This is a genomic window from Henriciella barbarensis, from assembly GCF_003576345.1.
Classification (GTDB): domain Bacteria; phylum Pseudomonadota; class Alphaproteobacteria; order Caulobacterales; family Hyphomonadaceae; genus Henriciella; species Henriciella barbarensis.
Genome location: NZ_QWGB01000005.1, coordinates 1,081,593 through 1,094,749, shown reverse-complemented (window position 1 = coordinate 1,094,749; position 13,157 = coordinate 1,081,593). Strand labels below are relative to the sequence as shown.

Annotated in this window: 12 protein-coding genes; 2 read left to right on the top strand and 10 right to left on the bottom strand. The window is 60.0% G+C overall.

Annotated features, from left to right (window positions below):
* Positions 1-203: 203 nt before the first annotated feature.
* Positions 204-2,042, bottom strand: coding sequence for a glutamine--fructose-6-phosphate transaminase (isomerizing) (glmS, locus tag D1224_RS08355; RefSeq protein ID WP_119379428.1), 1,839 nt, complete (start codon positions 2,040-2,042; stop codon positions 204-206).
* A 246-nt stretch (positions 2,043-2,288) separates the two neighbouring features.
* On the opposite strand from glmS, the gene glmM reads away from it, so the two are divergent.
* Positions 2,289-3,635, top strand: a complete 1,347-nt coding sequence (glmM, locus tag D1224_RS08350) for a phosphoglucosamine mutase (RefSeq protein WP_119379427.1) — start codon at positions 2,289-2,291, stop codon at positions 3,633-3,635.
* Positions 3,636-3,708: 73 nt separating this feature from the next.
* Positions 3,709-4,479: a formyl transferase gene (locus tag D1224_RS08345; RefSeq protein ID WP_119379426.1), complete on the top strand. Its 771-nt coding sequence runs from the start codon at positions 3,709-3,711 to the stop codon at positions 4,477-4,479.
* A gap of 12 nt (positions 4,480-4,491) precedes the next feature.
* Here the strand turns inward: D1224_RS08345 and tilS are convergent, their stop codons facing one another.
* The 9 genes from tilS to purH form a co-directional block, all read right to left on the bottom strand.
* Complete coding sequence (gene tilS, locus D1224_RS08340) at positions 4,492-5,682, bottom strand: tRNA lysidine(34) synthetase TilS (protein ID WP_182482217.1); 1,191 nt, start codon at positions 5,680-5,682, stop codon at positions 4,492-4,494.
* A complete protein-coding gene (gene ybgF / locus D1224_RS08335; RefSeq protein ID WP_119379424.1) occupies positions 5,670-6,623 on the bottom strand; it encodes a tol-pal system protein YbgF in 954 nt (317 codons plus the stop codon). Before ybgF ends, tilS begins: the two co-directional genes overlap by 13 nt.
* 114 nt (positions 6,624-6,737) lie before the next feature.
* Positions 6,738-7,295 (bottom strand): peptidoglycan-associated lipoprotein Pal, encoded by a 558-nt coding sequence (gene pal / locus D1224_RS08330; RefSeq protein ID WP_119379423.1) that lies wholly within the window; start codon positions 7,293-7,295, stop codon positions 6,738-6,740.
* Positions 7,296-7,426: 131 nt separating this feature from the next.
* The gene (tolB, locus tag D1224_RS08325; RefSeq protein WP_119379422.1) at positions 7,427-8,785 is read right to left on the bottom strand and encodes a Tol-Pal system beta propeller repeat protein TolB; all 1,359 of its coding nucleotides are present in this window, start codon (positions 8,783-8,785) and stop codon (positions 7,427-7,429) included.
* Between the two features lie 25 nt (positions 8,786-8,810).
* A complete protein-coding gene (locus tag D1224_RS08320; RefSeq protein WP_119379421.1) occupies positions 8,811-9,704 on the bottom strand; it encodes a hypothetical protein in 894 nt (297 codons plus the stop codon).
* A 3-nt stretch (positions 9,705-9,707) separates the two neighbouring features.
* The gene (tolR, locus tag D1224_RS08315) at positions 9,708-10,154 is read right to left on the bottom strand and encodes a protein TolR (RefSeq protein ID WP_233350458.1); all 447 of its coding nucleotides are present in this window, start codon (positions 10,152-10,154) and stop codon (positions 9,708-9,710) included.
* Between the two features lie 3 nt (positions 10,155-10,157).
* On the bottom strand, positions 10,158-10,865 hold the full coding sequence (tolQ, locus tag D1224_RS08310) for a protein TolQ (protein ID WP_119379942.1): 708 nt from the start codon (positions 10,863-10,865) through the stop codon (positions 10,158-10,160).
* 179 nt (positions 10,866-11,044) lie between these two features.
* Positions 11,045-11,488: a YbgC/FadM family acyl-CoA thioesterase gene (locus tag D1224_RS08305; protein ID WP_119379419.1), complete on the bottom strand. Its 444-nt coding sequence runs from the start codon at positions 11,486-11,488 to the stop codon at positions 11,045-11,047.
* Between the two features lie 4 nt (positions 11,489-11,492).
* Positions 11,493-13,079 carry a bifunctional phosphoribosylaminoimidazolecarboxamide formyltransferase/IMP cyclohydrolase gene (purH, locus tag D1224_RS08300; RefSeq protein ID WP_119379418.1) on the bottom strand — a complete coding sequence of 529 codons (1,587 nt, stop codon included), beginning with the start codon at positions 13,077-13,079 and terminating at the stop codon, positions 11,493-11,495.
* Positions 13,080-13,157: the final 78 nt, after the last annotated feature.

Genomic DNA, 13,157 nt, shown 5'->3' with positions numbered 1-13,157 from the left:
AATGAGCGTTTCCTCCACTGAAACCCGTCAGGGTATCTTCGCACTCCTGGTCAGCCTCCCGATGACTGCCAGCCTCTGCGTTTGCGTGATGCTCGGATCAGGGCTCTTGATCTAGAAAACATCAGGCAAACGAGACGAAGCCCCGGCAGCACAACACTGACGGGGCTTTTTCGTCTCTGGGTCTATGACTGAAAAGCTGGTCGCTACTCGACGGTGACCGACTTCGCCAGATTGCGCGGCTGGTCCACATCCGTCCCCTTCTCAACAGCGACATGATAGGCCAGCAGCTGGATGGGCAGCGAGTACAGGATCGGCGCAATGAATGGGTCACAGTCCGGCAGCTCGATTCGGCTGGCCGGCGTTTCGCCCGCCGCACGCACGCCGGCCGCATCGGAGATCAAGATGACCTCACCGCGCCGGGCCGCCACTTCCTGCAGATTGGAAAGCGACTTATCAAAAAGGCCGTCGAAAGGTGCAACGAAGACGACGGGTGTTTCCTCATCGATCAAGGCGATTGGTCCATGCTTCAGCTCACCGGAGGCATAGCCTTCAGCGTGAATATAGCTGACTTCTTTCAGCTTCAGCGCGCCTTCCAGGGCAATCGGGTAATGAACGCCGCGACCGAGATAGATGACGTCACTGGCCTTCGCCATGTCGCGCGAAAGCTCGGCAATACGCTCATCGAGTTGCAGCGTCGTCGACATGAGGCGCGGCAGTTCCGTCAGGGCCCGAACCAGACGAATTTCTGCATCCCGCGAAATCTGTTCGCGTGCCCGGCCCGCTGAAATCGCTACAGCCGCCAGCGCGGCGAGCTGCGCGGTAAACGCCTTGGTCGATGCCACACCAATCTCAGGGCCTGCCAAGGTTGGCAGGACAAGATCTGCCTCTCGCGCAATCGACGAGGTCGGCACGTTGACGACCGCCGCCGTCTTGAGCCCTTGTTCCTTGCAATAGCGAAGCGCCGCCAGCGTATCAGCCGTTTCGCCAGACTGGCTGACGAAAAGCGCGAGGCCGCCTTCCTTCGCGAGCGCTGGCTCGCGATAGCGGAACTCAGACGCAATGTCGGTTTTGACTGGCAGACCTGCGCACTGCTCGAACCAGTATTCGGCGACCCGTGTGGCATAGTGGGCGGTCCCGCAGGCGATCATGTACAGATGCTTGATCTCCGACCAGTCGATTGCGTCTGCGCCTTCGCCGGGCAGCTCAACAGTCTGGCGCAGGATGTTCGTATAGGCGCCAATTGTGCGGCCACAGGAATCCGGCTGCTCAAAGATCTCTTTCTGCATGAAGTGGCGATAATTGCCCTTTTCGGCGGCCGCACCCGCGCCCTGAACGATGCTGACCGCGCGGTTGACCGGCTTGTCCTTGCGATCGAAGATCTCATAGCTCTCATGGCTGAGAACACATACGTCGCCTTCTTCAAGATAAATGACGCGGTTGGTAAACGGCGCGACAGCCAGCGCATCTGACCCAAGGAACATTTCGCCCTCACCGACACCGATCGCCAGTGGCGACCCCTTGCGCGCACCGATCAGAAGGTCTGAACGACCGTTGAACAAAAGCGCAAGCGCGAACGCACCGTGAAGCCGCGCGACACCGGCCTTTACGGCTTCAACCTCGCTCATGCCCTTCTTGAGGTTGGACGCAATGAGGTGCGCGATCGTTTCTGTATCAGTCTCGGTTTCAAACTGGTGCCCCTCGGCTTCCAGTTCTTGGCGCAGCTCGCGGAAATTCTCGATGATCCCATTATGAACCACCGCAACCGGTCCGGAGACGTGTGGATGCGCATTTCCAACCGTGGGTGAGCCATGCGTTGCCCAGCGCGTGTGACCAATGCCCTGATCACCTTCCAGCGGATCAGCAGCAATCGCTTCGTCCAGATTGATAAGCTTGCCCGGGGCACGGCGCCTGTCCATCTTCCCGGTGGCATCGATCGTCGCAATGCCTGCGCTGTCATAGCCGCGATACTCAAGTCGCTTCAACGCGTCGACGAGTCGTGGTGCTGCCGGTTCGTTGCCGAGGATGCCGATAATGCCGCACATATGTGTGTCGCCTCCTTGAGTGCTCAGCCTTCCTCTAGAAAACCGGAAGGCCGCAGGTCATTGCAAAAAGCGTGACGATTTATGTCAGCGGCCTCGCCGGAACAGCATCGCAATTATTATGCTTCATAAGGCGATTACCCGCTAAGGTTAAAGCTATTGTTGCAACCCGGTCGTTTAGAGACTTTCTTGGAGTTGGCATGAGCGATGAATGTATGCCAATCGAGTTCAGAACACGGAAGGTGGGCTATGACGCGCAAATATTTTGGCACTGACGGGATCCGCGGGACAGCGAACACCCCGCCAATGACCCCCGAAATCGCGATGCGCCTCGGTATGGCCGCTGGGAAATATTTTCGCCGTGGCGGCACACGGCGCCATTCTGTCGTAATCGGCAAGGATACGCGCCTATCTGGCTACATGATCGAGCCTGCCCTCGTTGCTGGCTTCACTTCGGTCGGCATGGACGTGACCCTGTTCGGTCCGCTGCCAACGCCCGGCGTCGCGATGATGACCCGCTCGCTTCGCGCAGACCTTGGCGTGATGATCTCTGCCAGCCACAACGCCTTTGAAGATAACGGCCTCAAACTGTTTGGGCCGGATGGCTACAAACTGTCGGACGACATCGAACTGGAAATCGAAAGCCGAATGGACCGTGCGCTTGATGACAAGCTGGCCGCGCCCTCTGCCCTTGGCCGCACCCGCCGCGTCGATGACGCCCAAGCGCGCTATATCGAGATTGTCAAAGCAACCTTCCCACGCGGCGTGCGGCTATCGGGCCTGCGCGTCTGCGTCGATTGCGCCAATGGCGCTGCCTACAAGGTCGCCCCGACTGCCCTTTACGAACTGGGCGCAGAAGTTTTTCCGATCGGTGTCAATCCGGATGGCTTCAACATCAACCAGGAAGTCGGCAGCACTCATACCCTCGCTCTCCGGGAAGCAGTTATAAAGTATCGCGCCGATATCGGTATCGCCCTTGATGGCGATGCGGACCGCTGCATCCTCATCGACGAGAAGGGAAATGAGATTGATGGCGACCAGCTGATCGGCCTCATCGCCAGCGACTGGCAAAAACGCGGCCTGCTCGCCCGCGATGGCGTTGTCACGACCGTCATGTCCAATCTCGGCCTGGAGAATTATCTCAAATCCAGAAGCATCAATCTTGAGCGCACCAAAGTCGGCGACCGTTATGTCGTCGAACGGATGCGGGAAGGCGGTTTCAATCTTGGCGGTGAGCAGTCCGGGCATATTGTCGTTTCCGACCACGTCACCACGGGTGACGGCATGATCGCGGCGCTACAGGCGCTTGCTGTCATGGTAGAGACCGGAAAGCCGCTATCAGAAATCTCGAGGGTCTTTGAGCCGGTGCCGCAGAAGCTGGTGAATATCCGCTATCACAGCGAAGCACCGCTGGAGCAGCACAGCGTCAAACAGGCCATCAGCGCCGTTGAAGAACGGCTTGGCAGCACTGGCCGACTCGTCATTCGCAAGTCCGGGACAGAGCCGTTGATCAGGGTCATGGCCGAGGCCGAAGATGCCGCCGACATGGAGTCTGCGGTCAACGAAGTCGCCGACGCGGTTCGCTCCCTAGGCTAGCTGGCCTAGCGGAAACTAGCCTGATACTTGCATCATTCTTGTCAGACTGTCCAATTCAGGGAGAGAGGCTGACATGGCTACGGCACCGAAGATCGTTGCACTCACCGCAGGCGGCCCGCACGCCTGGATCATGATCAACACGCTGAGAGAGCGGTTCGGAGACTTTCCAGTCATCCGCGAGGAGGGCGAGTCGCAGGCCACTCTGTGGCGCCGCCGCCGAAAGCTGCTTGGCCTACTGACAGTCGCAAGCATGCAGGCCGCACGCATACCGATCAAGCTCACCAGCAGGGGCAGTCAGGATACGATCGCAAGTCTGATCGCCCGCGAAAAACTGGAACCTGAACCGCGGACGGACACCACCCTTATCGACGTCCCATCGGTCAATTCCGACCAATGCCGCGCCACGCTGAAATCATTGAACCCAGAAGCAGTCTTCGTCGTATCAACGCGTATGATCTCGAAGAAGACGCTCGCCAGCGTCGATGCGCCCTTCATCAACTATCACTCGGGCATTAACCCGGCCTATCGCGGTATGTTCGGCGGCTATTTCGCACTCGCGAATGGTGAGCCAGAACATTTCGGCGCCACGGTGCACCTCGTTGATCAGGGGGTCGACACAGGCGACATTCTCTACCAGTCGCGCCTCAGAGCAGAAGCTGACGACAATTTCCACACCTATCTTTGGCGCCTCGCCGCTGGCAGCCGCGATATTGTCGTGCAGGCCATGGAAGACGCGCTGAACGGCACGCTTCGCCCTAAAAAGCTGGACCTGCCTTCGAAACAGTATTTCGCGCCGACCCTTGGCGGCTATCTCTGGAGCGGGCTCAGCCGGGGTGTATGGTAGATCAGGCGTTTCTCAGCGATCCAGCGTCATCACCGCGCTGAAGCGGGCACTGAGCATGAGCGCCCGACTCCAGTGCACTAGCCGGTCTGAGATGATTTCCCGAGCGGGTTCATCAGGCGCACTGTCACGCACAAGGAACGGCAAGTCCGACGCCTGAAGGACTGGGATGTCTGCAACAGCCCCTCTACCCACATAGCGCCCGTCCCAGACACCACCTGTCCAGCCTTTTCGCGCTTCGCCGGGGTCCCTACCCATCAACAGGCTGTTCCCGCGCCTCTGGACCCACGCACCGCCCAGCGTTACCCGGCTCTTTGGCCCATCGTCGAAAACGGTTTCGGCCAACGCAGAAACCGATGGCGCCGCCGCGCCCTGGCTTGCGCCAGAAGCGGCCTGCAGCAAAATGTCCAGAAACCGGGCGCGCACGGCTGGCGAGGCCTCGATGTGCTGAACGTTGGCCTCGATCAAGCCACTCTGGTCCACGCGTACCCTGTTCGTCAGAAAACGCGAAAGCTGCAGGTCCTCTATTGCTCGAAGGCGCATTGCGTCGAAGCAGATACGCTCCAGCCGCGCCGGATCCAAGGCATTCACAAGTTTTCGGATACGCCCGCGCTCATAGTAGTCAGCATCATTGCTCGGATCATTGATCCAGCTCTGCCCCTGCCCCCGCAGATCAGTCGCAAGGTCCTCACGCCGAAGGTTGAGGAGAGGTCGGGCAAGCATGATACCCCGCCCTTGAGGCCACACCGGTGACACCGAAACCGGCTGCGGGCCCACTGCCCCTGCCAGCCGCGCTGGCCGCATCAGACGCATCAACAGCGTCTCCACAACATCGGTTAGCGTGTGGCCAAGCAGAACGACACTCGCGCCCGCGCGCCTCGCCGCTTCTGCCAGCAAGGAATGACGTGCTTGTCGCGCAGCATTCTGGCTGCGTTTGTCGGGTGACCAGGTCAGGATCTCCACCCTGATTCCGCGACTGCGGGCCAGATCCGCAACCCAACAGGCCTCATCGGCCGCTTCGGGCCGAAGCCCATGGTCAATCGTCAGGACCAGCAGTTCGCGCCTACTCTTTTCGGTCCATGCCTCTGCAAGGTTCAGCAGGCTGAGCGAGTCGCTTCCGCCGGACACGGCCACGCAAACCGGGCCTTTAGACCCGGCTGTCACCGCATCGAGAAGCTGATGGTTATGATGGTCTAGGCGCTGCACCCTGCCCGCGTGCGTTCCAGGGCCGCGAGATTGCGCGTCACACCTGATGCATTTGGATACTGCTGCGGCAGGACATCGAGCGCCTCGCAGGCCCGATCGGTATCACCGACAAGGCGCATGGACCGGGCAAGTTTGACGAGCGCATCTGGTGCGCGCGCATCGTCTGGATATTCCCGAATCATTTTGAGATAGGCCTCACCGGATTCGCCATAAGCTTCCTGCTGGAACAGGGTTTCGGCCAGCCAGTACTGCGCCTCGCCCGCCTGCGGGTCGTCGGAGAACTGGTCAAGGAAAGCGCGGAACGCTTCTTCAGCGCCGGCATAGTCAAACTTCAGAAGACGCGACTTTGCGGCCGCGAAAAGCGGGCCTGCCTCGCCGGGAAGGTCGCTGGCACGCAGCGTACCAAGTGACCCTTGGTAATCTGGATTGCCCATCGTCGCCGTCTGAGCCGTGTCTGCGGCACGCGCCTGCGCATTGCTGCCGGTGCCAGCTTCACGCACTTCACTATCAGATGACGTGCCGGCCTCACTGCGAGGAGGGGTCTCCGCGTTCTCTTCGACATCGCCGATCTCAACGCGGTTCTGGCTGACATCTTCCTGCAATGCGGAAATCTGGCGCCGCATGCGTTCATTCTGCTCGGTCAGCTCGCGGATCGACTGGCCGATCCGCTGATCATCCTGCTGCATCCGCTCGGACTCATCGCGCGACTGCGACAGGAGGAACCGCAATGTCTCAACCTCACCATTCAGACGATTGATCTCATCGCCGAGGCGCTTCTGCTCCAGATCCATCTGCGCCATACGCTGGCGCATATCGGTGACGGTTGCTGCAAGGTCGCCGCTTGTCGCGCCGCGGGTAATAGGCGCGCGATTGGATTGGGCGCCTGCTTCTATCGGGGCAAACAGGGCGAGCGCGGCAATGAGCGGAACCATACGGATCATGAAAGGGCCTCTTCGGGGCAGTAGATGCACAATTTCAGCATATAGATAAGAAAAAAGCCGGGGCCAAATTATGACGCCCGGCTTTCTGTATCAGTTATTGTCAGTTAGCAGCGATTAGCTGCTCGGACCGCCCATGATCTGGGTGAAGGCGTTGCGGTTCATCGCCCATGCAGCTTCGTTCGACTCTGGTGCGATTGGACGCTCCTTGCCGTAAGAGACCGTGTCGATGCGCGACTGGCTGACACCGAGATTCACGAGGTAGTCACGGACCACAGAGGCGCGGCGCTCGCCCAGGGCGAGGTTGTACTCGCGGGTGCCGCGCTCGTCGGCATTGCCAGCAACCAGGATGCGGACGTTCGGATAGTTTTCCAGCCAGGCGGCCTGACGTTGCAGAACAGCCTGGTCGTCCGCGTCGAGGCGATACTGGTCGAGGTTAAAGTAGACGCGGTCGCCGACGTTGACGCGGAAGTCTTCGAGCGAACCTGCTGCCGGACCGGAATCAATGACACGGTTTGGCGTTTCGATATCGGACTCGCGCACCGGGCCGGTATTGGTATTACCGGTATCGGAAACTTGCGACGCCGAATTGTCGACCGGATCTGGCTTCGAAGCGCAAGCAGCGGCGCCGAGTATCAGGGCGAGGGAAGCAGTAGAGAGAACTAGACGACGCATTGGTTACTCCTTCGTAAGGTCGTTGGCGCGACCCATTAGTGACGGAATTTGTCAACTTCGTGGCTGACGATTGGTTCCTGAAAAAATTATTTGCCTTCTCGGCGCTTAGGACCGGTCAGGCATCTCGGATTCTAGTTTAGAAGTGGCGACCAAGCCGGGTCAGACGCCTGCGTTGGCGTCGGAATCTGACGGAGGTTCCGGCCCGTAAGGTCAACCGACCAGAGCTGTGGACCAGCCCCGGGGGCACGCTCGCGGAAGAAGGTGATGACGCGGCCGTTCGGCGACCATTCCGGCCCTTCATCGAGATAGGATTCGGTCAGGACGCGCTCGCCTTCGCCATCGGTACCGATAACGCCGATCGAGAAGCGGCCACGGGATTGTTTCGTGAAGGCGATGAGATCACCTCGCGGGCTCCAGACCGGTGTCGAATACCGACCCGAACCGAAAGTAATACGGCAGGCGGTGTCGCGCCCACCCGACGGGCAGGTCAGCGGCGAGCCGTCCGTGTTCATTACGTAAAGCTGTGGGCTGCCGCCTCGGTCAGAGTTGAAGACGATCTGGCGTCCATTCGGGGACATGGATGGCGAGGTATCGATCGCTGGATGGTCGGTAAGCCTGCGCGTGCTCTGAGTGACGAGGTCGCGCAGATATATATCGGAATTACCATTCACTGCCTGGGTCAGCAGGACCGATTGGCCGTCACGCGAAAAACGCGGCGCAAAAGTCATGCTCTGGAAATTGCCCAGCACTTCCTGGCGACCGCTCTGGATGTCGAACAGGTAGACGCGCGGACGGTTATTTTCGAACGACATGTAAGTGATCTGCTGGTTCGACGGCGAAAAGCGCGGCGTCAGCACCGTGAACGTACCGGACGTCAGGTACTTCACGTTTGCGCCGTCGGAATCCATGATTGCGAGGCGTTTGGTGCGGTCATCCTTCGGACCGGTCTCAGCGACATAAACAATGCGTGAGTCGAAATAGGGGTCTTCACCGGTCAGGCGCGCATAGATCGTGTCAGCGATCTTGTGGGCGATGCGACGCCAGTCTTCGGGCTTCGCTGTAAAGCGGCGGCCAGCCTGACCCTCAAGACGCATGACTTCCTCGCCATAAACGTCCCAGAGGCGGACAGATGCGCGAATGAATTCCACACCTTCAATTGTCACGCGGTCAACCTCGCCCACGACCAGCGCGTCGGTCTGGATGATCTTCCAATCGGCGAAACGGGGCTGTGTGTTGATAGACAGGTCGCGCTGGATAAAGGCACTCTGAGGCGTGATCTCGAAAAGGCCCGTCGAAAGTAGGTCGTTCTGGATAACGGACGTGATGTCGGTCGCCAGCTGCCGGTCTGCGCCTTCGGCCTCGAACACAGGAATGGCGATCGGTGTTGGCTTCAGCGTACCTTCGGAAATGTTCACGGTCACCTGCGCCGTCGCGGCGGGAATGACCGCCACCAAGGCAGCAAAGAGATAGGCGGCAATTGATTTCATCATCTGGCTTATCGCCCTTTCCTGTCGTCTAGTTACCCGTAAAAGCCGGGCCGAGATTGATGTTGGCTTCCTTCCAGAGATCGTAGTCGTCTCTTGGAAGCCTGTAAGGTTGGCACTTCTGGACCGCACGCTGCGCGCGTTCGATGGCGAGCTGCATTGGCCGGTCCCCGATCGGCGCGCGCGACGGGCGCAGCAGATCAAGATCGATCACGTTACCTTCGGCATCCAGTCTTGCCCGCATGCTGACATTAAGCCGCTCGGGTTCTGGCTGATCTCCGACGCCATCCCAGCATGGATAGATCTGATTGTAGAGCAACTGCTCGATCCGGACAGTGTTAGCTGTACGTTCGCCGGCCCCGGCGCGCTGCTCCTGCGGTGCAGGCGTTTCCTCGCGCGGCGGTGGCTCACGGCGCGGTGCCTGCGTTTCCCTGCGGGTCTCACGCTCACTCTGGAAGGTCGACTCGGCTGAATTCAGTAGATTGTCGAGCGCACTGCTATCGCGCTTCGGGTTTGGCGTTGCCGGGCGCTCTTCCTTGGGTTCTTCCGGCGGCGCTTCTTCCTCTTCGTCAGCCTCTGCCTCGAAGTTTGGAAGGATATCGTCTTCTTCCTCTGGCGGAGCGGCCTCACGCGCGGTCTCGACTTCATCGACCGGAATATCCCGCTCGTCAGGAATGTCCTCGACAGGAAGCTCTTCGTCTTCTTCCGGCTCGGGTTCCGGCTCTGGCTCGAGCTCGTCTTCCTCCGGCTCCTGCGGTTCGATGACCGGCGCGACATTGGTCATTTCGCCGACATCCACCAGTTCCACCGGCACTACGACGAACTCATCCTCTGTCACGGTCGTCGCGACATAGGGCCAGGCGATATAGCCTGCGCCAATCACTGCAGCGTGCAGCATGATGGATGCCGGAAGGCCTCGGATCATATCCTAGCGCGACTCCTCGGCCTGCGGGTCGGTGACAAGCGCGATGTTGCGATATCCGGCGCGCTGCATACGGGTCATTACACTCATGACCTGGCCGTAATTCACACCCTCGTCAGCACGCAGGAAAATACGCTCCTCATACCCCTCGCCAGCAATCGCATAGAGCGTCGAGACGAGTTCTTCCGGGTTTACCCGCGTCTCCTGGATGTAGATCGCCCCGCTGCGGTCAAGCGACACCGATAGTGGCTGGCTCTGTGGCGCGCGCAGGTTTTCAGCCGACGCTTTCGGCAGAGAGACCTCTACGCCGGTCGTCAGCAATGGCGCGGTGATCATGAAGACGATGAGCAGCACCAGCATCACGTCGACGAGCGGCGTCACATTGATTTCTGCGGCCATCGCACGGCGGCCACGGTTTCGCCCTGACGGGCCAGCAGCAAATCCTCCAGCCATGACTTACGCTCCGAGGTCCGACGCGCGGCGCGAAAGGCGCACCAGAAGATCCTGGCTGAACGTATCGAGCTGATCGGCAAACCGGTTCACGTCGCCGGTGAACTTGTTGTAGAAGATGACCGCTGGAATAGCCGCCACAAGGCCAAGGCCGGTGGCGAACAGGGCTTCTGCGATCGGTCCTGCGACGTTAGTCAGGCTGGTATCTTGTTTCTCGGCAATGTTGAGAAACGCGTTCATGATGCCCCAGACCGTGCCAAAAAGACCGATAAACGGGGAGGCAGAGCCGATGGTCGCCAGGACGCCGAGACCATTGCTGACCCGGCCTACTTCCCGGTCGACACCTGCGCGCAGCGAGCGCTCTGCCCGGTCAATCATCATCATGTGATCATTTGCTTCAGGTGCCCGGCGCGCATCGCTCCACTCACGGGAGATGGACGCATAGATGCGGGAGGCCGCGTCGCTGCCCGAAGGAGGGCCGCGGCGATCAAGATCGTCTGCCCGGCCTGACCAGAAAGCGTTTTCGAAAGCCTTCGCCCGGCGACGTGCGCTCGAAACCGCGAAGGACTTCTCGATAATGACGGCCCAGGACCAGAGGCTGGCAATGAGCAGGATAATAAGGACGAGTTTGACCACAATATCGGCTTCCAGAAGGAGACCGAGAAGGGAGAAGCCGGCATCGTTTACAATCGGTGCGGTGACGTCGCTTTCCATGAAATTCCTCTTCTTGCTGGCTGCAGCACAGCCTTTGCGCACGACCCCCATCAGACCGCACGATCAATCTGTTCCCCCTATCCAACGGAAATCAGGCGGAAACTTGGCATCTGAAGCAGAATATGTGCCGGAGGGCCTCGGACAGGAGGGACTGAGCCACAAAAAGGCCGGTCGGTCGCTCAGGACTTGAAGATATAGGGACGAAGCTGATCGACCACGTGCGGAATTGGGCGACGCGGTCGCCCGTCCGCATGGATCATGATCGCCGTGATCAGCGCCTCGGCAATGACTTCGTCGCCGCGCCGCGCCGTCTGCTCAAACAGGACTTTTGCGCCTTTTATGCCGATATAGCGTGAACAGATCATCAGCGCGTCATCGATCCGCGCGGCCCGCTTATAGTCCACCTGAACATTGGTCAGCGTGAAGGCCGCCGGTTCAGGCAGCGCCAGAAGCGACTGGTGCGAAACCCCGGCATCGCGCAGGAATTCAGACCGCCCCCGCTCAAAAAAACGAAGATAGTTTGCGTGGTAGACCATGCCGGTAAAGTCAGTGTCTTCATAGTAGACCCTGACCGGCAGCCAGTGCTGCATGGCGGCATCGAAAGGGGAGACGGCCTCTGCCATCGGACTAGTGCCTGAAGTGCCGCATGCCGGTGAAGACCATGGCAAGACCTGCCTCGTCAGCCGCCTTGATAACGTCCTCATCACGGATAGAGCCGCCCGGCTGGATGACCGCGGTTGCACCGGCTTCCGCGGCCTGCAGCAAGCCGTCAGGGAATGGGAAGAACGCATCAGACGCGGCGACGCAGCCGCGCGTCTTCGGCGCGTCCCAGCCAGCGACTTCAGCGGCGTCGACCGCCTTGCGGGCAGCGATGCGCGCTGAATCTATCCGGCTCATCTGGCCAGCGCCGATGCCGACAGTCGCCCCATCTTTCACGTAGACAATCGTATTGGACTTCACATGCTTGGCGACGCGCCAGGCAAACAGCATGTCTTCCAGCTCTGCCTCGCTCGGCGCCTTGTCCGTGACAACGCGAAGATCCTCCTGCGAGACACGCCCGAAATCACGGTCCTGTACAAGAAGGCCGCCCGCGACGCTCTTCACGACGCGGCCACGCGCCAGCGGGTCGGGAATCCCGCTCGTCAAAAGCAGGCGAAGGTTCTTCTTCTTCTCAAAGACGGAAAGCGCGCCCTGGTCAGCGCCCGGCGCGATGACGACTTCGGTAAATATCTTCGTGATCTCCTGCGCCGTTTCCTCGTCCAGCAGGCGGTTCAGCGCAACGATACCGCCAAAAGCTGAGGTCGAGTCGCATTCCAGCGCTGCCCGGTAGGCTTCGAGCGGCGTATCACCCATCGCAACCCCGCACGGATTGGCGTGCTTGATGATCGCAACGGCCGGGCGCTCATCACCCAGCTCACCGATCAGCTCGAAGGCTGCATCGGTATCGTTGATATTGTTGTAGGAGAGCTCCTTGCCCTGCACCTGGCGTGCATTGGCAACGCCGGGACGCTTGTCACCCGTGACGTAGAATGCTGCCGACTGGTGCGGGTTTTCGCCGTAACGAAGCTCCTGCGCCAGCTTGCCGCCAAAGCCCGCCCAATCCGGCGTCGCATCGTTTAGCTGGTCGGCATACCAACCAGAAATGGCCGCATCATAGGCCGCCGTGCGCGCATAGGTCTTTGCCGCAAGGCGGATGCTGAGATCGCGGCTCACCTGACCCTCATTGGCATCCATCTCCGACAGGGCCCGCGCCACATCGCCCGCATCCGTACAAACGGCGACCGATTCGCCATTCTTGGCCGCCGCGCGCAGCATTGCAGGTCCGCCAATATCGATATTCTCGATACAGGTGTCGAAATCGGCATTCGAGGCAACGGTCGCTTCAAACGGATAGAGATTGATGTAGACGAGATCGATGGCTTCGATGCCGTGGCGCTCTGCGTCCTCGCGGTGGCTCTCAAGGTCGCGGCGATAGAGCAGACCGCCATGCACCGCCGGGTGCAGCGTCTTGACCCGGCCGTCCATCATTTCCGGGAAACCGGTAAGGTCGGCGACATCAATGACGTCGAGGCCTGCTTCCTTGAGGGCACGCGCCGTCCCGCCGGTTGAGACAAGTTCGACACCATGAGAGGCGAGCCTCTGGCCATGTTCGACAAGCCCCGACTTGTCTGAAACCGACAGCAGGGCACGGCGGACCTTGAAACGCTCAGTCATGGGCTCGGCGACTTTCATTCTTCTGGAAACCGGCGCCAGTGGGTAGCACCGCAATTTGATTGGTCAACCGTGTGTGGC

Coding starts and splice junctions, on each gene's coding strand:
- glmS (WP_119379428.1), bottom strand. CDS start 2,042: ATGTGCGGCATTATCGGCATCCTCGGCAACGAACCGGCAGCACCACGA.
- glmM (WP_119379427.1), top strand. CDS start 2,289: ATGACGCGCAAATATTTTGGCACTGACGGGATCCGCGGGACAGCGAAC.
- D1224_RS08345 (WP_119379426.1), top strand. CDS start 3,709: ATGGCTACGGCACCGAAGATCGTTGCACTCACCGCAGGCGGCCCGCAC.
- ybgF (WP_119379424.1), bottom strand. CDS start 6,623: ATGATCCGTATGGTTCCGCTCATTGCCGCGCTCGCCCTGTTTGCCCCG.
- pal (WP_119379423.1), bottom strand. CDS start 7,295: ATGCGTCGTCTAGTTCTCTCTACTGCTTCCCTCGCCCTGATACTCGGC.
- tolB (WP_119379422.1), bottom strand. CDS start 8,785: ATGATGAAATCAATTGCCGCCTATCTCTTTGCTGCCTTGGTGGCGGTC.
- D1224_RS08320 (WP_119379421.1), bottom strand. CDS start 9,704: ATGATCCGAGGCCTTCCGGCATCCATCATGCTGCACGCTGCAGTGATT.
- tolR (WP_233350458.1), bottom strand. CDS start 10,154: ATGGCTGGAGGATTTGCTGCTGGCCCGTCAGGGCGAAACCGTGGCCGC.
- tolQ (WP_119379942.1), bottom strand. CDS start 10,865: ATGGAAAGCGACGTCACCGCACCGATTGTAAACGATGCCGGCTTCTCC.
- D1224_RS08305 (WP_119379419.1), bottom strand. CDS start 11,488: ATGGCAGAGGCCGTCTCCCCTTTCGATGCCGCCATGCAGCACTGGCTG.
- purH (WP_119379418.1), bottom strand. CDS start 13,079: ATGACTGAGCGTTTCAAGGTCCGCCGTGCCCTGCTGTCGGTTTCAGAC.